The sequence below is a fragment of the Streptomyces montanus genome, assembly GCF_005786655.1.
Taxonomy (GTDB): domain Bacteria; phylum Actinomycetota; class Actinomycetes; order Streptomycetales; family Streptomycetaceae; genus Streptomyces; species Streptomyces sporangiiformans.
The window spans coordinates 242,959-264,480 of record NZ_VBZC01000001.1; the positions used below are offsets into that span (position 1 = coordinate 242,959).

At 70.6% G+C, this 21,522-nt stretch carries 9 protein-coding genes; 7 read left to right on the top strand and 2 right to left on the bottom strand.

The genetic code is table 11. The features are described 5' to 3' along the window. Window positions 1-248: 248 nt before the first annotated feature. Window positions 249-1,196, bottom strand: coding sequence for a methionyl-tRNA formyltransferase (locus tag FE633_RS01120; protein ID WP_138043080.1), 948 nt, complete (start codon window positions 1,194-1,196; stop codon window positions 249-251). Between the two features lie 178 nt (window positions 1,197-1,374). On the opposite strand from FE633_RS01120, the gene FE633_RS01125 reads away from it, so the two are divergent. The 7 genes from FE633_RS01125 (at window position 1,375) to FE633_RS01155 (ending at window position 20,131) form a co-directional block, all read left to right on the top strand. Continuing rightward, on the top strand, window positions 1,375-2,433 hold the full coding sequence (locus tag FE633_RS01125) for a FecCD family ABC transporter permease (RefSeq protein ID WP_138043081.1): 1,059 nt from the start codon (window positions 1,375-1,377) through the stop codon (window positions 2,431-2,433). Continuing rightward, window positions 2,430-3,533, top strand: a complete 1,104-nt coding sequence (locus FE633_RS01130) for a FecCD family ABC transporter permease (RefSeq protein ID WP_138043082.1) — start codon at window positions 2,430-2,432, stop codon at window positions 3,531-3,533. Before FE633_RS01125 ends, FE633_RS01130 begins: the two co-directional genes overlap by 4 nt. Before the next feature lie 38 nt (window positions 3,534-3,571). Next, complete coding sequence (locus FE633_RS01135; protein WP_138043083.1) at window positions 3,572-4,411, top strand: ABC transporter ATP-binding protein; 840 nt, start codon at window positions 3,572-3,574, stop codon at window positions 4,409-4,411. A 112-nt stretch (window positions 4,412-4,523) separates the two neighbouring features. After that, window positions 4,524-5,579: an ABC transporter substrate-binding protein gene (locus tag FE633_RS01140; RefSeq protein ID WP_138043084.1), complete on the top strand. Its 1,056-nt coding sequence runs from the start codon at window positions 4,524-4,526 to the stop codon at window positions 5,577-5,579. 2 nt (window positions 5,580-5,581) lie between these two features. Further along, the gene (locus FE633_RS01145; protein ID WP_138043085.1) at window positions 5,582-7,369 is read left to right on the top strand and encodes an ABC transporter ATP-binding protein; all 1,788 of its coding nucleotides are present in this window, start codon (window positions 5,582-5,584) and stop codon (window positions 7,367-7,369) included. Window positions 7,370-7,440: 71 nt separating this feature from the next. Continuing rightward, window positions 7,441-18,444, top strand: coding sequence for a non-ribosomal peptide synthetase (locus FE633_RS01150; RefSeq protein ID WP_138043086.1), 11,004 nt, complete (start codon window positions 7,441-7,443; stop codon window positions 18,442-18,444). Beyond that, a complete protein-coding gene (locus tag FE633_RS01155; RefSeq protein ID WP_138043087.1) occupies window positions 18,431-20,131 on the top strand; it encodes an ABC transporter ATP-binding protein in 1,701 nt (566 codons plus the stop codon). The genes FE633_RS01150 and FE633_RS01155 overlap by 14 nt, the downstream gene beginning before the upstream one ends. Before the next feature lie 124 nt (window positions 20,132-20,255). Here FE633_RS01155 and FE633_RS01160 read toward each other — a convergent pair whose 3' ends face one another. Beyond that, window positions 20,256-21,386 carry an alpha/beta hydrolase-fold protein gene (locus FE633_RS01160; RefSeq protein ID WP_138043088.1) on the bottom strand — a complete coding sequence of 377 codons (1,131 nt, stop codon included), beginning with the start codon at window positions 21,384-21,386 and terminating at the stop codon, window positions 20,256-20,258. Between the last annotated feature and the right edge of the window lie 136 nt (window positions 21,387-21,522).

Sequence of the window (21,522 nt, forward strand, 5' to 3'; positions counted from 1 at the left end):
GTCACATAGATGGCCGACCGGCGCACGGAGGCATGCAGTAGCGGCCGGCAAGCGACAGCACATCCGGTCGGCGTCCAGGAGCGCGCAGCGCGAGAAGGGGCGGGCCGCACGCGGGCACGAAGACGATCGCCGCCGCGCGGACCGGTGGTCCGTACGGCGGCGATGTCCTGTCGGCCCCCGGGACCGTACCGGGGCCTACAGGCATGGCGAGCACGCTCGGCGGCGAGCGCGGTGGTGGGGCCCGCGCGTCAGGGGCGGGTGGTCAGATAACCGCCCATGGAGGAGAAGTACTCCGTCGCGGCCAACTCCCGGCCGTCCTCGGTCCGTACGCGCGTGATGGCCAGGCCGTGGTTGCCGCCGGTGCGGGCGTCGGCTCCGGCGACGATCACCACGCCGTCGCCCTCGCGATAGAAGATGCGGCCGGGAGTGCCGCCGTACCGGCCCTGGGACACGACCGCCGCCAGGACTTCGAGGCGCTTGCCCTTGTGGAAGGTGTATGTGCTGGGGTACGGCTCGGACTGGGCGCGGACCAGGCGTTCGAGGTCCTCCGCCGGCCAGGCCCAGTCGATACGGCTGTCCTCGATGGACCGCTTGTGGAAGAAGCTCGCCTGCGACCGGTCCTGCTGGGTGAACTCCGTCTGCCCGGCGGCGATGAGGCCGAGCGCGCCGATCGTGACCGGGGCGATGAGGTCGACGGTCTTGTGGAAGAGGTCGGTGGCGGTGTCCGTCGGTCCGACCGGAACCGCCTCTTGCCGGACGATGTCGCCGGCGTCGAGTTCGTCGTTCATCATGTGCGCGGTGACGCCCACTTCGGGCTCCCCGTTGATCAAAGCCCAGATCAGCGGGGAGAAGCCGGCGTACTTCGGCAGCAGCGAGTCGTGGACGTTCAGCGTGCCGCGGCGCGGCAGGTCGAAGATGCGCGGGGGGATCCACGTCCGCCAGTTGTTCGCCACGATGATGTCCGGGTCGGCCTCCTTGAGACGCTCGAACAGCTCGTCGTCGTCAGGGCGGTTGCGGATCAGCACCGGGACGCCGTGCTCTTCGGCGAGGTCGGCGACGGAGTCGCTCCAGATCTTCTCGTACGCGTGGTCGCTCTTGGGGTGCGTCACGACCAGTGCCACGTCGTGTTCGGAGTCCAGGAGGGCTTGCAGGGTGCGGTGCCCCCAGGTCTGGTAACCGAACATGACGACCCGCATGGGGTTCCTCCTCAGGGCAGGGATTGACCGGGGAAAGTAAAGCAAGGCTTACCTTAGTTTGCAACGGGCGCATATGGTGCCCCAGTTGGCGGGTTCACCTGGCGCCTGCTGTCCAGTCGCCCTGTCGACAGCTTGTCGGGTTTAGCTTAGGCTCACCTAAGGGATAACGTACGTCGACATGGTCACGACTGCAGTTGAGCGCCCCGCGCCCAGGGGCACAACAGAGGCCCGTCGGCGGCGGGTTGTGGGTTTGGGCATGCTTGTGGCGGTCCTCGTGACCGCGGGGGCGCTGTCGTTGGCCGTCGGTGCGCGCGCGTTGAGTCCCGCCGAGGTGTGGCACGGGTTGTTCGCGGTGCCGGACTCCGACCAGCAACTCACCGAGATCCGGCTCATCGTGCAGACCGTGCGGGTGCCCCGGACGGTGCTCGCGATCGTGGCAGGCATCGCCCTCGGAGTCGGCGGGGCTCTGATCCAGGGGTACACGCGCAACCCGATCGCCGACACGGGCCTGCTGGGGGTGAACTCCGGCGCCTCGTTCGCCGTGGTGTCGGTGGTCGCCCTGTTCGGATTCTCCAACCCGTTCCAGTACGTCTGGTTCGCCTTCCTGGGGGCGGCGGTCGCCGGTGTCGTCGTGTTCGGGTTGGCGAGCATCGGCCGGGGAGCCGGCAACCCGTTGACACTCGCACTGGCCGGGCAGGGGATCACGGTGTTCCTCGCGGCGATGACCACGGCGGTCGCGCTGTCGGACAAGGCATCGCTGAACGCGCTGCGGTTCTGGAACGCGGGCTCCGTGGCCGGTGTCGGATTCGACGTCATCTGGCCGGTGGCCGCGTTCGTCGCGGCCGGGTTGGTGTTGGCACTGACCACGCTGCCCGCCATCAACCTGCTCAACCTGGGTGACGACGTGGCGCGGGGGCTGGGTGTGAACATCGCGCTGAGCCGGACCATCGGCATCGTCGCCATCACCCTGCTCGCGGGCGCGGCGACGGCGGCGTGCGGCCCCATCGCGTTTCTCGGGCTCATGGTGGCCCACGTGGCCCGGTATCTGACCGGGCCGGACTATCGCTGGCTCGTGCCGTACGCGGGTCTGCTCGGAGCCATCGTCCTGCTGGTCTGCGACGTGGTGGGGCGCTTGGTGGTGCGGCCGGGCGAGTTGGACGCGGGTGTCGTCGTCGCTCTCCTCGGCGCCCCGTTCTTCGCGGCTCTCGTGTGGCGCGGAAAGTTCAAGAACGCATGAACGGGACAGACGTGAATCCGAACCGGACAGACGTGAAGCCAAGCGGGACGGACGTGAAGCCATCGGTGGCGCCGGGCGTGCGGCTCGGCCACGTGTCGTTCGTATGGCGGCCCTGGATCGTCCTCGTCACGCTGCTGCTGGCGGCGGCGACCTTCCTGGTGTTCTGCGTGTCCATCGGCGTCGGGGACTTCCCCATCGGCCTGCCCCAGGTGGTCGCCACGATCCTCGGCCGGGGTGAGCAGGTCGACCAGTTCGTGATCATGGACTTGCGGATGCCGCGTGCTCTGGCCGGGCTCATCGTGGGGATCGCGCTGGGGGTGTCCGGGGCGATCACGCAGTCCATCGCGCGCAATCCGCTGGCCAGCCCGGACATTCTGGGGATCACCGGGGGTGCCGGCGCGGTCGCGGTGTTCCTGGTGACGGTGTCGGGCGGGACCGCCGCGGCGATCGTCGGCTCCGTGGGTCTGTCCGCGGCGGCGCTCGCGGGCGGTCTCGGCACCGGGCTGCTGGTGTACTTCCTGGCGTGGCGGCGCGGGATCGACGGCTTCCGGCTCATCCTCATCGGCATCTCGGTGAGCGCCGTGATGGAGGCGATCACGACCTGGCTGCTGGTCACGGCCGACATCAGGGACGTGGCCCAGGCCCAGGCGTGGTTGGTCGGCTCACTGGACGACCGCTCGTGGGACGAGGTCCGGGTGGCGCTCTGGGGCACGCTCGTCCTCATGGCCGTCGTGTCGTGCGTCGCGTTCCAGTTCAAACCGATGCACTTCGGCGACGAGGTCGCCGCGGGACTGGGCGTCCGGTACTCGATGGTGCGGGCGGTCATGCTGTTGTGCGCGGTGCTGCTGGCCGGTGTGGCGGTGAGCGCGGCGGGCCCGGTCCCGTTCGTCGCGCTGGTGGCGCCGCAGGTGGCGATGCGTCTGGCGAGGTGCCCGACGCCGCCGTTGGTGGCCTCCGGCATGGTGGGAGCGTTGCTGCTGATCGGCGCGGACCTGGTCGCGCGCACGGCACTGCCCATCAGTCTCCCGGTCGGCGTGGTCACCGCCGCGATCGGCGGCCCCTTCCTCGTCTATCTGCTGGTGCGGGCGAACCGCAGATAGCTGATACAAAGTCAGGCAGACCTAAACGAGGGGGCCTTGTGGTCGCTCAGTCCATCACCGAGATCGAGTCCGGGGTCGATGACGCCTCACGGCTGGCAGCCAGGGGCGTCACGGTCGGGTACGGCACCCGGACCGTCATCGACGATCTCGACGTGGCGATCCCACCAGGGGTGATCACCACGATCATCGGCCCCAACGGCTGCGGGAAGTCGACCCTGTTGCGGACCCTGTCGCGGCTGCTCAAACCGGCCAAGGGGACGGTCGTGCTGGACGGCGAGGACATTGCCAGGCTCAGGACCAGGGACGTGGCGAAGAAGCTCGGCCTGCTGCCGCAGGCGCCGGTCGCGCCGGAGGGGCTGACGGTGTCCGACCTGGTCGCCAGGGGCCGCCATCCGCACCAGAGTTGGCTGCGGCAGTGGTCGTCGGACGACGCCGCCGTCGTGGAGCGCGCGCTGGCCATGACCGGGGTGTCCGATCTGGCCGACCGTCCGGTCGACGCGCTGTCCGGCGGACAGCGTCAGCGCGTCTGGATCTCGATGACCCTGGCCCAGGGCACCGACCTGCTGCTCCTTGACGAGCCGACCACCTACCTGGACCTGGCGCATGCGATCGACGTGCTCGACCTGGTGGACGACCTGCACGAGTCGGGGTGCGCCGTGGTCATGGTGCTGCACGACCTCAATCTGGCCACGCGCTACAGCGACAACCTCATCGTGATGCGGGAGGGGTCGATCCTGGCGCAGGGGCACCCGCGTGACGTGATCACCGCCGAGTTGCTGCACGAGGCGTTCGGGCTGCGCGCCAAGGTGATCGACGACCCGGTGGGCCGCCGGCCGCTCATCGTGCCGATCGGCCGCACCCACGTCCAGCTCGGCTAGGTCCCGGCAAGAACAAGACCAACTTAGGCTAGGCTAACCTCACTTCTGCGGGGTAAGGTTTGCCTGCCCTTAGACAGGGGTGGCGGATCGGTGCGATAGCAAGGGACTTGGGATGCTCCTCCATAGAACGGCGCTCATGAAGCCTTGGCGGCGGTTGGCGGCGGTGTTGTCCGCCGCGACGCTCGGCGTCGGCCTCCTCGCTGGGTGTGGTTCCGACTCGGCGGACGAGGGGGACACGTCGAGCGACAACGCCCCGGCCGCCGCCGGCGCGTTCCCGGTCACCGTGGAGCACGCGTTCGGATCCACGAAGGTCACCGAGGCTCCCAAGCGGGTCGTCTCCGTCGGCTACACGGACGACCAGACCATCCTGGCGTTCGGCATCAAGCCGGTCGGCATGGTCGACCAGTACCCGAACCCCGCGGGCAAGACCCCCGACATCAACACCCAGTGGCCCTGGGTGAAGGACAAGTGGGGCGACACCAAGCCCGAGGTCGTCATGAAGAACGGCGACTCCGGCCCCAACTACGAGAAGATCGCCGCCCTGCGGCCGGACCTGATCGTCGCGGTCTACTCCGAGATCGACCAGGCCGCCTACGACAAGCTCTCCAAGATCGCCCCGACGGTGGGCCGCACCAAGGCCGAGAAGGAGCCGTTCAGCGCGCCCTGGCAGGACAACGCGCTCCACATCGCCAAGGCACTCGGCAAGGCCGAGGAGGGCGAGAAGATGGTGGAGGACATCCAGGGCAAGCTCGACGCGGCCAAGAAGGAACACCCCGCGTTCGCGGACCAGACGTCCGTCGTGTTGTCCTGGTACAAGGACTCCGTGGCGCCGTTCACCTCCACCGACGTGCGCGGACGGCTGGCGACCGGCATCGGCTTCAAGTACCAGACCGAGATCGACAAGATCGCGGACGGCGGCTTCTACACCCAACTCTCCCCCGAGCGCGTCGACCTGGTCGACGTCGACCGCATCTTCGTCATCAACGACAAGGCGGACACGGAGGCGCTGAAGAAGTTCAAGCTGTTCGCCAACCTGGACGCGGTCAAGAACGGCAAGGTGTCGTACCTGCTGGACAGTGAGGGCCCGGCGGTCGGCGCGGCCATCTCCCAGGGCACCCTGCTGTCCATGCCGTACGCGGTCGACGAGCTCGTCAAGTCGGCCGAGTAGGTGTGAGTACCACTGACACGCGTGTCGCCCCGGCGATGCTGCGCACGGCGACCGGACGCGAGGCCACCCGATGGGTCGGGGCGCACTGCCGCGAGGTGCCATGGCTGGCGGTCGCCACCGTGCTCACCACGGTCGCCGGGGCGGCGCTCCAGGTGGTCCCGGTGCTCCTGCTCGGCCGGGTGGTCGACGGGGTGGTCGAGGGCGAACCGCGCTCGATCCTGGTCACGATCGGGGTGTTGATGGTGGCCGCCGCGCTGCTCGGCGCGGCGGCCACCGCGGTGTCGACCTACCTGATCGGGCGGCTGGGCGCGGATCTGCTCGCGCAGCTGCGCGAGCAGGCCGTCCGGGCGGTGCTCGGCATGCCGAGCGCACGGATCGAACAGGTCGGCCGCGGGGACGTGCTCTCCCGGGTGGGTGACGATGTGGCCGTCATCTCCAAGGGCATCCGCACGGCCATCCCCACGGTGTTCTCGGCGGGAGTGCTGGTCGTCATCGCCACGGTCGGCATGTTCGGCCTCGACTGGCGGCTCGGCCTGGCGGGCGCCGGCGCGCTACCCGCGTACGCGCTGGCCCTGCGCTGGTATCTTCCCCGGTCCGCCCCGCTCTACCAGAAGCAGCGGGCGGCGCAGGCCGACCGTGCGCAGGCATTGATCAGCGGTCTGAACGGGATCGACACGGTCCGGGCGTACCGCCTCGAGGACGCCTTCCGCGAGAAGGTCACCACTGAGTCGTGGCGGGTGCGCGATCTCGGCATCGAGGTGTTCCGGTTCTTCGGCCGTTTCGTCGGCAGGGAGAACCGCGCCGAGTTCATCGGGCTGGTCCTGATCCTCGTGGTGGGGTACGCCCTGTTGGAGGCCGATGCCGCCACCCTGGGCGAGGTGTCGGCGGCCCCGCTGCTGTTCCACCGGCTGTTCACCCCGCTGGGCGCCATCATGTTCACCTTCGACGAGGCGCAGAAGTCGGGCGCGAGCCTGACCCGGCTGGTCGGGGTGCTGGGGGAGGCCGCGGAGGACCGGCTGGTGGGCGACGCGGCCGTCGCGTCGCCGGACGCCGCGCCGTACCCGGTGACGGTGGAGGGGCTGACGTTCCGTTATCCCGACACCGAGGAGCCGGTCCTGAGGGATGTCAACCTGACGATCCCGGCCGGTGGTTCGCTCGCGCTGGTGGGGGCGACGGGCGCGGGCAAGACGACCCTGGCCGCGCTGATCGCGGGCATCGGGACCCCGCAGGCCGGGTCGGTGCGCGTCGGGTCGACCGACCTCGCCGGTCTGGACGAGGCCGGGGCACGGGCCTTGGTGAGCATCCTGACGCAGGAGACGCATGTGTTCTCCGGTCCGCTCGCCGACGACCTGCGGCTGGCCGCGCCGGAAGCGACCGACGCCGAGCTGATGGACGCGTTGCGCACGGTCGGTGCCGACGAGTGGGTCGACGCGCTGCCCGACGGGCTGAACACCATGGTCGGCGAGGGCGGCGAGCGCCTGGACGTCACCAAGGTCGCCCAGGTCGCCCTGGCCCGGCTGGTGTTGGGCCGGTCGCCGGTGGTGGTGCTGGACGAGTCGACCGCGGAGGCGGGCAGCGAGGGCGCCGCCGAGCTGGAGCGGGCCGTGCTGGCCGCGTGCTCGGGCCGGACCACGTTGTTCGTGGCGCACCGGCTGACCCAGGCGATGGCGGCGGACCGGATCGCCGTGCTGGACGCGGGGCGCGTGGTGGAGCAGGGAACTCACGAGGAGTTGGTCGCTCTGGGCGGCCGGTACGCACGACTGTGGCGGGCCTGGCGAGAGGGTAGTTAGTAACCGTAGTTAGGTAACCCTAATTTAGGTTAGGCTAACTTTCATATCTTGGAAGGGACGCTGTGTCTTCGATGATGGAACCGAGCACTCGCCTCGTACTGCTTTCTCCCACGCGCCTGGCCGACGTACGCCGGCGAACCGGTGACTATTCCGACAGGACCATCGCCGAAGCATGCGCCATCGGACTGTCGTACTGGGCGACGGGCCGGAGTCCCGACGGCATCGACCTCACTCCCGGCACTCTGTTCGCCGATGTCCTCGGGTGGGTCGACAACGGCGGGGACGGGCCCGGCGGTTGGGAGGTCGGAGCTGACGGCGCGGACGGCCGGAGCATCTCCGTACCGGAAGGGGTCGAGCCGGCCGACGCGCAGCTCGCGCTGGACGACCTGGCCGACTTCCCGGACCGGCCCATCGGCACCATCGGCACGGCCGGCGTGGCGGCGAGGCTCGAAGCCCTTGCCGAGTGGAACGACACCGCGGCCGACCGGGTCCGCCCGACCATCGTGGAGATGTTCCGCGAGCAGGCGCGGACCAGACCGGACGCCATCGCCATCGTCGACGAGCACCGGTCGCTGACCTACCGTCAGGCAGCCGAGCTCTCCAGCCAGTTGGCCCACCATCTGATCGAACGCGGCCTCACCGCCGAACAGGTCGTCGGCATCTCACTGGGGCGCTCCGCCGAGATGGTGATCGGGCTGCTCGGCGTGCTCCAGGCGGGGTGCGCGTTCGTGCCGCTCGATCCGCAGTGGCCCGCCGCGCGCCGAGCGGTCGTCATCGAAGACGCCCGGGTCGTGGTGCAGCTCAACGACTCGGGCGAGCACGACCCGGCCGAACCGGAGGCCGTCGCCGTCGACCTCGGCGACTGGAGGTTCGGTTCCTACCCCACCGAGGGGACCGAGGTCACCGTCCTCGGCGACGCCCTGGCATACGTGATCTTCACGTCCGGTTCGACCGGGCGGCCCAAGGGCGCGATGATCCGGCACGAAGCCATCAGCGAGCGCCTGCTGTGGCAGGTCAACGAGATCCTCGGCTTCGGCCACGACGACGCGTCACTGTTCAAGGCGCCGTTGTCCTTCGACATCTCCCTCAACGAGATCTTCCTGCCATTGGTGTCCGGCGCCAGGCTGGTGGTCCTGCGGCCCGGCGGTGAACGCGACCCGCACCACCTGCTGAGCGTGATCGCCGAACAGCGCGTCACCTTCACGTACTTGGTGTCGTCCATGCTGGACGTGCTGCTGGAGATCGCGGGCGACTCCGGGCGCCTCGACAGCCTGCGGCACGTGTGGTGCGGCGGTGAGGTGCTGACTCCGGAGCTGTACGAGAGGTTCCGCACCCGGCTCGACATCCCCATGTACCACGGCTACGGCCCGGCCGAGACGACCATCGGCGTCTCGCACGTCATCTACCGGGGCGCGGCGGAACGCCTGTCGACGTCGATCGGCAAGGCCAACCCCAACACTCAGCTGTACGTCCTGGACGACGAACTGCGCCCCGTCCCGATCGGAGTCGGCGGCGAACTGTACGTGGGTGGACTCCTCCTGGGACGCGGGTACGTCAACGCGCCCGGTCTGACGGCGTCCCGGTTCGTGGCAAACCCGTTCGCCGCGGACGGGTCCCGGCTGTACCGGACCGGTGATCTCGCGCGGTTCGCCCCGGACGGGTCGCTGGACTTCCTCGGCCGGGCCGACAACCAGATCAAGATCCGCGGTATGCGGCTGGAGATCGAGGACGTCGAGGTCGGTCTCGCGGAGCACCCCGGGGTACGGCACACCTGCGTCGTCGCGAAGAAGAACGCGGCGGGCGGCACCTACCTCGTGGGGTACGTGATCCCGGCCGCCGGGAGCGAGGACCTGCGGGCGGACGAGGTCAAGGCGTGGGCCGCCGAGCACATGGTGGAGTACATGGTGCCCGCCCACATCGTCGTGATGACGGAGTTCCCGCTCACCGCGAACGGCAAGCTCGACCGGAACGCGCTGCCGGAGCCCACGATCGGGACGGGCTCGCTCATCCAGCCGATCACCGAGAACGAGCGCGCGGTGTGCGCGGCGGTCGCGGCGGTGCTGCGGCTCGAAGAGGTCGGTGTCGACCAGGACTTCTTCCAGCTCGGCGGAGACAGCATTCTGGCGATCTCGCTGCTGAGCGCGCTGCGCGACGCGGGGCTCTACGTCACGGCACGGCAGATCTTCACCCACAGCACTGTGGGGGCGCTGGCGGCGGTGGCGAGCCGTGAGGACGTCTCCACGGTGGACCGCCGCGATGTCGCGACCGGTTCCGTCGTGGGATCGCCCATCGTGCAGTGGCTCGGCGAGACCACGGACGCGATCGACGGCTTCGTACAGTCGGTCGTGCTGAACACCCCGGCGGACCTGACCGCCGAGGCCCTCGACGAGATCCTCGCCGCCGTGGTCGGGCGGCACGACATGCTGCGCGCCAAGCTGGTGCGCGGCGACCGCTGGAGCTTCGACATCCCCGAGGCGGACCAGGCCGCCGCGGGGTGGCTGGAGAGCGACAGGCCGCTCGACGAGTGCGTCGCGCTCGCCACCGAAGGGCTGGACCCGGCGGGCGGCGTGATGCTGCGTGCCGTCTGGCGCCGCGAGGCACGGCAGCTGGTCGTGGTCGCCCATCACGTGGTGATCGACGGCGTGTCCTGGCGGGTCCTGATGGAGGACCTGGCCACCGCCTGGCGGCAGTTCACCTCGGGCGCGCCGATCGAGCTGCCCCCGGTGGGCACGTCGTTCCGGCGCTGGACGCAGCTGCTGGAGCGCGCGGCGTTCGACGCGGACAGTGCCTACTACTGGCGTCCTTTGCCGGGAGTCGACCAACCGGTGGGCAGGCGCGCGCTGTCCGCAGCGGACACCGTCGCGGGGGAGCGACTGCGGACCGTCTCGGTCGGCCCCGAGGTCACGGCCGCGCTGCTGGGCGAGATCCCCGCGAAGTTCCACGCGGGCGTCAACGACGTCCTGCTGACCGCGCTCGCCGTCACCCTCGCCCGATGGCGCCGCGACCTCGGGCAGGACCAGACGTTCGCGCACATCGAACTCGAGGGCCACGGCCGCGAAGGACAGTTCGTGGCGGGCTCCGCCGGCTTCGAGCCCGAGCTGTCGCGGACCGTGGGCTGGTTCACCACCCTGTTCCCGGTGACCGTGGACCCCGGCGCGGCGGCCGATCCCACCGCACCCGAGTACCTGGCCGCCGCGCTCAAGGCGGTCAAGGAAGACCTCGCCCGGGTGCCGGACAACGGCGTCTCCTACGGTGCCCTCCGGTACCTGACCCACATCGAGTTCGACGCCCCCGCACCACAGGTGCTGTTCAACTACCTCGGCCGCTTCGACGCGGGCGCGTCCGGGGACTGGCAACTCGCGGGCACCACAGGCCAGTTGGGTGAGAGGCGCGACCCGAGGATGCGCCTGCCGCGCGCCCTGGAGTTCAACGCGATCGCCGAACCCGCCACCTCCACCGGCGAGTACGAACTGGTCACCACCATCTCCTGGCCCGAGGGGATGTTCACCGACGAGGACATCGCGACGCTCGGCGACTACTTCCGGGTGGCTCTTGCCGGACTGGCCGCGCTCGACCAGGGCGGCCACTCTCCCAGCGACTTCGGCCTGGTGCCTCTCACGCAGGCCGATGTCGACGTCCTGGACGGCCCGGCACTGCGGGACATCCTGCCGTTGACCCCGTTGCAGGAGGGCCTGTACTTCCACTCCGTCTTCGACGACGACTCGGCGGGCAGCTACGTCGAGCAGCAACTGCTCACGCTGGACGGCGAGGTGGACGCCGACCGGCTCGCGGCGGCGGCCACCCGGTTGCTCACGCTGTACCCGAACCTGGCCGCGCGGTTCGTGGCCCTCGCCGACGGCCGTGTGGTCTCCGTACTGGAGAGCGGTGTGGAGGCGCCCTTCACCACGCTGGACCGCCCCGGCATCACCGACGACGAGATCCGGGACCACGCCGAGCGGGACCGCCGCGCCGGGTTCGACCTGGCCACCGGCCCGCTGATGCGGTACACGCTCTTCCGCGCGGGCTCCGGCCGGAACGTCCTGGTGCAGACCGTGCACCACATCATCGCCGACGGCTGGTCGGTGCCGCCGATGCTCCGCGCGCTGCTGGCCGAGTACCACGCGCCGGGGACCGTGTACCCGCTCGGCGGCTTCCCCGACTACGTGAGCTGGCTCGCCGGACGCGACGACGACGAGAGCGACCGCGTCTGGCGCGATGAGCTCGCCGAGCTGCCCGGCCCCTCGCTGGTCGCCGAGGGGCACACCCCGTCCGACCGGTTCGCCGACACCGCCGTGGAGCCGGAGGACGACATCGACGCGGCCGTCCGCTCGGCCGGCGTGCCGCTGAGCGTGGCCGTGCACAGCGCCTGGGCGGTGACGCTGGGCTCCCTCCTGCACGGCAGGGACGTCGTGTTCGGTTCCACGGTGTCCGGGCGCGACGCGGAGGTGCCCGGCATCGAGGACATGGTGGGTCTGTTCATCAACACGATCCCTGTACGCGCCCGTTGGGCCGGTACCACCACGGCGCGGGACCTGCTCGCCGCGGTGCGGGAACATCAGAGCGCGGTGCTGCCGCACCAGCATGTATCGCTGGCGAGGATCGGCCGCCAGGCCGGCGCCGGGTCCCTGTTCGACACCCTGGTGGTGTTCGATGTCGCGACCGATGTCGACGGTCTGCGGGGACCTGACGATGAGCTGGTCATCACCGACATCGTCAACGAGGGCGCCCCGCATTACCCGTTGACGCTCGTGGTGGAGCGCGCACTCGACGGCCGTCCGCGCTTCAACCTGATCTATGACGGCGAACTGCTGCGGGAGGCGAGCGCCCAGACGATCCTGCGCACGTTCACCCAGACCCTCACCGGTCTGCTCACCCGGCCGGACGCCCTGGTCGACGACCTTGCGCGCGAGGACACCGGCGGCGCCCGGCGTCCCGCGCGGATCACCCCGACGACCCTGGGCGCACTGTTCGACGCCGCCGCGACTCGCGGCCCGGCCGCCACCGCCGTCACCCAGTGCGGTCTCGACGGCGGTAGCAGGTCACTGACCTACGGCGAACTGGCAGACACCAAGAACGAGTTGGCCTCGGCTCTGCGCGCGGCCGGTGTCGGGCCGGGCAAGCGGGTCGCCGTCGCCGTCCCGCGCTCCCTTGAGCAGGTCGTCGCCCTGGTCGCGATCGTCAGCGCGGGCGGCGCGTACGTACCGCTGGACCTGGCGTACCCGGACGAACGGCTGGAGTACATCCTCGCCGACGCCGCTCCGCAGGTCGTCCTCGTGGACCGCGAGCAGCGGGACCGCTTCACCGAACTGCTGGCCCGGGCAGGTGTGTCGGCCCGCGTGCTCGTCCAGGGAGACGAGCTGCCGCCGGCCACTACTGAGCCCGAGCCCGAGGTCAACTGGCACAACCCCGCGTACGTGATCTACACGTCCGGATCGACCGGCAGACCCAAGGGTGTCGTCGTCCCGCATTCCAGCGTGGTGACGCTGCTCGCCAACACCCAGCCCGACATGGACTTCGGCCCGGACGACGTGTGGGTCCAGTTCCACTCCTTCTCCTTCGACTTCGCCGTCTGGGAGCTGTGGGGCGCGTTGGCGTACGGCGGTGAGCTGCTGGTGCCGGAGTACGGGCTGACCCGCTCCCCGGTCGACTTCCACCGGCTGGTCCGCGAGCGCGGAGTGACCGTGCTCAACCAGACCCCTTCGGCGTTCTACCAGTTCATCGAGGCCGACCGGCACGCCGACGAGCCGGTCACCGCACTGCGCCGGATCATCTTCGGAGGCGAGGCGCTGGACCTCGGGCGGCTGCGCGGCTGGGTCGAGCGGCACGGCACCGGTTCGCCCGAGCTGGTCAACATGTACGGCATCACCGAGACCACCGTCCACGTCACCCACCGGGTGCTGACCGACGAGGACTTCGACCTCGGCGACGACGTCAGCCCGATCGGCGGTCCGATTCCCGGCCTGGTCACCTATCTGCTCGACGACCGGCTCCGGCCGGTGCCACCGGGCCGGGTGGGCGCCATCTACGTCGCCGGCGAACAGGTTTCGCTCGGCTACCTGGGCAGGCCGGGGCTCACCGCGGGCCGGTTCGTGGCGAACCCGTTCGCGGGCGACGGCTCCCGCATGTACCACACGGGCGACCTCGCCCGCCGTACGCTCGACGGCGAGCTGGAGTTCACCGGCCGGGCCGACGACCAGGTCCAACTCAAGGGCTTCCGGATCGAGTTGGGCGAAGTTGAGTCCGCGCTCAGGGAACTCGACGGCGTGGTCGACGTGGCCGTCACCGTTGCGGACAGTGGCGACCACCTGATCGCGCACGTCGTGGGCCGGGTGCCTGGTGACTTCGTCGAGCTGCTGTCCGCGAAGTTGCCCGTGCACATGGTGCCGGGCCGGGTGCTGTCGGTCGACGCGCTGCCGTTGACGGTCAATGGCAAGCTGGACCGGAAGGCGCTGGTCGAGCGCGCCCGAAGGGGCGCGGGGAACTGCGCGACCAGCCACGACGCACTCGCGGACGAAGACGGTGCTGTGGCCGCACTGCCTGCGCTCGTCGACATCTTCACCGAAACCTTGCCCGGCTCCGCCGTGGACCCCGACACCGACTTCTTCCGCGCCGGAGGCGACAGCATCGTCGCCATCACCGTGATCAACCGGGCCAGGGCGCTCGGTCTGCCGATCGCGCCACGGGACGTGTTCCTGTTCAGGACACCGCGCGCGCTCGCCGAGCACCTGGGTGCGCGCGCACCGCAGGCCGCGGCCGGGTCCGCACCCGCCCGCCGCGAGGACGGCCCGCTGACACCGACGCCGATCATCCTGCGCCGGCGCGAACTGGGTGGATCGCTCGCCCGGTTCGCCCAGGCCAGGACGCTGGTGGCCCCCGAGGGCACCGGGTTCGCCCATGTCGAGCGCGCCGCGAACGCCGTCGTGGCCGCGCACCCGGCCCTCCGGCTGCGGCTGCGCGCCGAGCACGGAGTGTGGGTACTGCGCACCGAACCCGCCCGCGAGATCACCGTCGTACGGGAGGACGCGACCCACACGACCCACGCGACCGACGCGACCGACGCGACGACCGCGGCCAACGAAGCCGCCGGACGGCTCGACCCCGAGTCCGGGAACGTCATCGCGTTCTCGTGGCTGGAGGCGACCCGGACCCTGGTGGTCACTGTGCACCACCTCGCCGTCGACTCGGTGTCCTGGCTGGTCCTGCTGGACGACCTCGCCACCGCCCTGCGCGGGGAGACCCTGGCGCCGCCGACCACGTCGTACGCCGAGTACGCCGAAGCACTGACGCTCCAGTCCGCCCAGGCCATCGACGACCTCGAACACTGGGTCACCACGCTCCAGGCCCCCGCGCTGCTGCCCGCGGTCGACGGGCTGCCTTCGCTCAAGGGGCAGCGCGAGACCACGGTCGTGCTCGCGCCCGAGGTGAGCGACCGCGTGACGCGTACCGCGCCCGCCGCACTCGGCATCGGTCTCACCGAGTTGCTGTGCGGCGCGCTGCGCACCGCGCTGACCCGCATCCAGCCGTCGCCCACCGATCTCGCGATCGAGCTGGAGCGGCACGGCCGGGTCCCGGTCCTCGAACACCACGACTACACCCGTACGGTCGGCTGGTTCACCTCCATCGCGCCCGTACGGCTCACGGCGCACACAGACCCCGTCGCCGCGGCGCGCGAGATCGCCGAACGCCAGCCGGACGAGCGCGCGCACGTCGCCTACGGGCAGCTCAGATACCTCAACCCGCAGACGGCCCCGCTGCTGAACGCCCGCCCGCAGGTGCTGTTCAACTACCTCGGCAGGGGCAGCGAGTCCCAGGCGGTGCACATCACCGGCGGCGATCAGGGCAGCCCGTACGCCGTCGAGGTCAACGCGTGGATCGACGAGGCCACCGGAAGTCTGCACGCGGCGTTCACCCTCGCCGAGGGCATCCCCGACGAGATCACCGAGCACTGGCGGACCGCACTGGAACGTGTCGCGGACGCGTCCGCGACGGCTGAGCGCACCGCACCGGTCACCCCGCTCCAACGAGGCCTGTTCTTCCAGGCCCAGATGGCGGGCTCGGCCGGGCACTATGTCGCGCAGAACTACTTCACCTTCGACCGGCGCCTGGACACCGACGCGCTGGCCGAGGCGATGGCGTACGTGATCGCGCGGCACCCGGTCGTGGGCGCCGGCTTCACCACCGACGACGACGGAAACCCGGTCCAGGTCCTCAAGGCGGGTCGGCGGGTCGATGTCCGCACGGTTCAGCTGTCGACGGACGCGGAGGTCGACGCCCTGCGCGCCCGGGACCGCGACACCGGATTCGCCCCAGGTGAGCCGCCGCTGATCCGGATGACCGTGGTGCGTCTGCCCGACGACCGCGACGGCCTGCTGCTGAGCTACCACCTGCTGCTGTGGGACGGCTGGTCCCGCGAGATCATGCTGCGGGACCTGTTCGACGCCTACCAGGCCGCTCTCGCGGGCGCGCCGCTCGACGCGGTCCCGGCCCCGCCGAGCTTCGAGGACTACGCCCGGGCGCTCGACGCCAAGGACTCCGCCGTATCGGAACGCTTCTGGGCGGAGCACCTGGCCGGCCTCCCCGGCCCGACGCTGCTCGCCGGACCGGCGCCGTCCTTCTCGGACGACCTGCCACGCGCGCTCGTGCACACGCTGTCCGCCGCACAGTCGGAGCTGCTGCGGGACGCGGCCAGGAGGCACGGCGTCACGTTGAACTCGGTGCTGACCGGCGCGTTCGGCCTCCTCCTCGGCGCCCACACGGGCCGGAGTGACGCCGTGTTCGGTGTGACCGTCTCCGGCCGGGAGGGCGAGGGGCTGTCCGACATCGTCGGCGTGCTGCTCAACACCGTGCCCATATGGACGCGGGCACGGCCGGACGACACGGTCCGCGACTACCTGTCGGCCGTGCAGGCGGCCAGGGTCGAGGCGATGGAGCACGAGCACCTGGGGCTCGGCGAGATCCAGCGGGCCAGTGGGCACGACACCCTGTTCGACAACCTGTTCGTGCTCCAGAACTTCCTGGACATGGACGCGTTCGCCGAGATGAACTCCAGGCACGGCATCACCTCGGTGAAGGCCGACGACTCCACCCACTATCCGTTCACGTGGGTCGTCACGCCCGGCGACCGGCTCACGATCAAGCTGGAGCACCGCGACGGCGACACCGGGAACGCCCGTCGTCTCCTCGACGACTACCTGAGCGTGCTTGAGGACCTGGCCCGGTCGACCGGGCCGGTCGGCGCGCTGCGGGGCCTGGGGGCGGAGCCCGAACACGCCGAACGCACGGACGTCGGCACGGACACCGTCGTCGACCGGTTCGACCAGGCGGCGGACCGTGACCCGCAGCGGGCCGCGCTCGTCGCCCATGGCTCGACCATGACCTTCGCCCAACTCCGGGACCGCAGCCGCGCGGTGGCGGGTGTGCTCGCCGGGCGCGGCATCGGCCCCGAGACGACCGTGGGGCTCGCGATCCCGCGCTCCCTCGACTCGATCGTGGCGCTGTTCGCCGTACTGCGCGTCGGCGCGGCGTACGTGCCGCTGGAACTGGACCACCCGGACGAGCGGATCGCCGCGATCGTCGCCGACGCCCGCCCGGACGTGATCCTCACCGTGAGCGCCGTGTCGCCCCGGCTGACCGGGGACCTCATCGACCTGAATGACCTGATCGAGCTGGACCGCCCGCTGCCCGAGGCCGAGCCGTATCTGACGTTCACGCCGGACGACCCGAACCGCCTGCGGCACCCCGCGTACACGATCTACACCTCCGGGTCGACCGGAAAGCCCAAGGGCGTGGTGACCGAGTACGCCGGGCTCACCAACATGCTGATCAACCATCAGCGCCGGATCTTCGAGCCGGTGCTGGCGGAGCACGGCCACCGGGTCTTCCGCATCGCGCACACCGTGTCGTTCGCGTTCGACATGTCGTGGGAGGAACTGCTGTGGCTCGCCGACGGCCACGAGGTGCACATCTGCGACGAGGAACTGCGCCGCGACGCGCCCCGGTTGGTCGAGTACTGCCTCGAGCACGGGATCGACGTCATCAACGTGACCCCGACCTACGCGCAACAGCTGGTCGCCGAGGGGCTGTTGGACAACCCGGCACGGCGGCCGGCGCTGGTGCTGCTGGGCGGCGAGGCCGTCACCCCGACGCTCTGGCAGCGGCTCGCGGAGACCGAGGGGACGGTCGGCTACAACCTGTACGGACCCACCGAGTACACCATCAACACCCTCGGCGTCGGCACCTTCGAGTGCGAGGATCCGGTGGTGGGCGTGGCGATCGACAACACCGACGTGTACGTGCTCGACCCGTGGCTGCGGCCCCTGCCGGACGGAGTCCCCGGTGAGCTGTACGTGTCGGGCATCGGCATCGCGCGCGGCTATCTCGGGCAGCCCGCCCAGACCGCGCACCGCTTCGTCGCCTGCCCGTTCGGCGAACCCGGCGAGCGCATGTACCGCACCGGGGATCTGGTGGTCCGGCGGCCCGACGGCAACCTGATGTACCTGGGCCGCACCGACCAGCAGGTCAAGATCAGGGGGCACCGCGTCGAACTCGGCGAGGTCGAGGCCGCGTTCGCGGCGCACGCGGCGGTGCGGTTCGTCGCCGCGGTCGCCCAGCCCGACCCGCAGGTCGACGGCGCCTACCGGCTGGCCGCCTACCTCGTGCTGGACGGCTCCGACCTGGCGGCGGTCGCCGCCGAAGTGGGCGCCGGACTGCCGGACTTCCTGCGCCCGACGCACTACTGCCAGGTCGACAGCATCCCGCTGACGGTGAACGGGAAGGCTGACACCAAGGCGTTGCCGGAGGCCAAGCCGCTGGGCGCGCTGACCACGGCGGGGGAGCGCGGCCCGGAGACCGAGACCGAGACCGTGGTGTGTGAGTTCTTCGCCGAGGCACTCGACCTGGACGATGACGAGGTGAGCGCGGTGAGCGACTTCGTGTCCCTCGGAGGGCACTCCATGCTGGCGGTGCGGCTGATCGGGCTGCTCCGTCGCGAGTACGGTCCTGTGATCACGATCCGCGATCTGTTCACCCTGCGAACCCCGGAAGCGATTGCCCGCCACCTCGATGACAACTCCTGACACGCAGCGGCCCCGCCCGGGGTCCGACATCCTCCGGACCGCACTGCGCCGCAACATCGGCGCCATGGCCTGGGGCACCGTCCTCATGGGCCTGTACCAGGCGGGTGAGACGGCCTTCCCGATCGCACTCGGCCTGATCGTCGAACACACGATGCGGGACCGGAGCCTCGGCGCGCTCGGCCTGTCGATCGCCGCGCTGGCCGTGATCATCACGACCGTGTCGCTGTCGTGGCGGTTCGGGATGCGGATCCTGCAGAAGGCCAACACGACCGAGGCACACCGCTGGCGGGTGAAGGTCGCGGCCTGCGGACTCCAGCCGGTGGCGAGGGACGTCGACCTCAAGTCCGGCGAGGTGCTGACCATCGCCACCGAGGACGCCGACCAGACCGCCGACATCATCGAGGTGGTGCCGCTGCTGATCAGCTCGCTGGTCGCGGTGCTGGTCGCGGCGGTCGCGCTGGGCCTGGCCGACATCCGGCTCGGCCTGCTGGTGATCGTGGGAACCGTCGCGATCCTGTCGATCCTGAGCGTGATGTCCAGGCGGATCGGCTCAAGTACCCAGGAACAGCAGGCCAGGGTGGCTCGGGCGGGTGCGAAGGTCGCCGACCTGATCATCGGCCTGCGCCCGCTGCACGGCTTCGGCGGCAACCACGCGGCGTTCCGGTCCTATCGGAAGGTCAGCACGGAGGCGAAGCACCAGGCGATCACCGTCGCCAAGGTGAACGGCGTGTACGCGGGTACCGCGCTGGCCCTCAACGCGATCCTCGCCGCCGCTGTGACGCTGACGGCGGGCTGGCTGGCGTTCAACGGCCGGATCACCATCGGGGATCTCGTCATGGCGGTGGGGCTGGCGCAGTTCATCATGGAACCGCTCAAGCTGTTCTCGGAGATGCCGAAGTACGTGATGATCGCGCGCGCTTCGGCCGAGCGGATGGCGCTGGTGCTGACCGCGCCGCCGGTGACGGCCCCGGGGCCGGAGCGCCCGGCCGCGGGCGGAGACCTCGAGATCGACTGCGTCCGGTACGGATCCCTGCGCGAGCTCAAGTTCCATGTGTCCGCCGGCGAGTTCGTGGCGATCGCCGTCTACCAGCCGCGCGCTGCGGCCGACCTCGCGTCGGTCCTGGCCGTGAACGTCCCGCCCGACGCGTATGACGGAGTGGTGCGGGTCAGCGGGCAGGAGCTCGCGGACCTGTCGATCGAGGCGGTCCGTGAGCACATACTGGTGAACCCGTACGACGGGGAGATCTTCGCGGGCAGCCTCCGCACGAACATCGACCCCTCGGGCACCAGCCGGACGGTCCCCGAGGCCGTCGAGGCGTCCATGCTGACCGATGTTGTCGCCCTCCACCGCGAAGGACTCGACTACGCCGTCCGCGACCGCGGCGCGAACCTCTCCGGGGGACAGCGCCAACGGCTGTCCCTGGCCCGCGCCTTGGCCGCCGACACCGACGTCCTCGTCCTGCACGACCCGACGACGGCCGTCGACGCGGTCACGGAACAGCTCATCGCGCGCAACGTGGCGAAGCTGCGCCGGGGCCGCACCACCGTCGTGATCACCAGCAGCCCGGCCCTCCTGGACGCCGCCGACCGTGTCCTCGTCCTGGACGACGGCGTCATCACCGCCGAGGACACCCACCGGAACCTACTCGCCACCGACGAGAACTACTGCCTGGCGGTGGCCCGGTGACGGTGACCTGCCGAGCGTTCTTGGCGAAGGCCGGTGGGGGCCGCGCCCCCTAACGGGCGCGGGGCTGTGTCGATTTGCGGCTCCGCCGCGTGGGCGCGACCAGCCCCCGCCGGCCCGCAGGTAATTACCGTGCTCCCGGCGGAGCGCCAAGCGCCCAGGCGACATCTCTGAGCAGGGCGTGCCGCCAGCCCGCTCGGTCGTGGTCCGACGCCGACCGCGAGACCCGTACGGTCGCACCGGCCTGTTCGGTCAGGGCCTCGGCCAGTTCGCAGTGGGGCAGCATCCGTGTCTCGTGTTCTCCCACGTCGAACGCGACCCGTAGACCGGACAGGTCGGGGCGCTCCCGCAGGCGCGCGCCGATGGTGCCGCCGACCGGGCCGCCAAAGGGATCCGGCAGGTCCATGGCGTCGGGCGTCCACCAGAACGACCCCGACTGGCAGGCGACACGGGACACCAGGTCCGGGAACGCCAGTGCCGCGTACATCGCGCTCAGCCCGCCGAGGCTCTGCCCGGCGACCACCAGCCGGTCCCGGTCGGCGCGTACGCCGGTCTCCGCCACCAGCGGCAGCAGTTCGTCCCGGATCGCCTCCCACAGTTCGGGCCCGCACGCGAACTCGGCCTTCCTGTCCTTGGCCGGAAGGAAGACGAGGGTGACGGGGGGCAACTCGCCACTGGCGACGGCCGAGTCGAACGCGGTCATGGCCGGGTGCAGGTACAGCCAGTCGTCCCCGTCGAGCAGCAGGACCACCGGTCCGCCGCCGCCCGCCGGGTGGACTCGCACGGTACGCCGCCCGCCGAGCCGTTGGCTCGCCCAGCGGATCCGGGTGCGGGGGAGGGGCAGGACGTCGGCCGCGTCGATGACGGGCCAGTGCGGCTGGGCCGGGGCGTCCGGGGTCGCGGCGATGGACCGGTCACCGCCCGCACCGACCGGGTTGAACGGGTCGGCGTACGCTTCGTCGCCCGCGAGGAACTGGTAGGTCACCCGCAGCCGCGCGGGCATGCGCACCTCGGCGTACCAGCAGTCCGTGTCGCCCCATCGGCGCAGGGGTACCGGCTCCGACCAGCTCTCGAAGCCGATGCTCGCCGGAGAGCCGCGCCACAGGAACAAGGTCACCCAACCGCCGTCGTCGGCAGGTACCGACGCGGGAGTCCCCGCCGCCGCCCAGAACTCGTCGGTGCCGGGTTTGCCGGGCAGTCCGAACTCGACGAAGGCGTTCTCCATGTCGGCCGCGCGGCCGGATACGGGATCGATCATGGCCGACTCGCGAGGCAGCCGTCCATGGTCCGGATCAACTCGGCGGTCGGCACCGGGGAGTTGGGCACCTGGTGACGGAACATCACCACCCGCATGAACGTCTCCTTGTGAGAGGGAAGGGGAAAGGTTAGGCTCA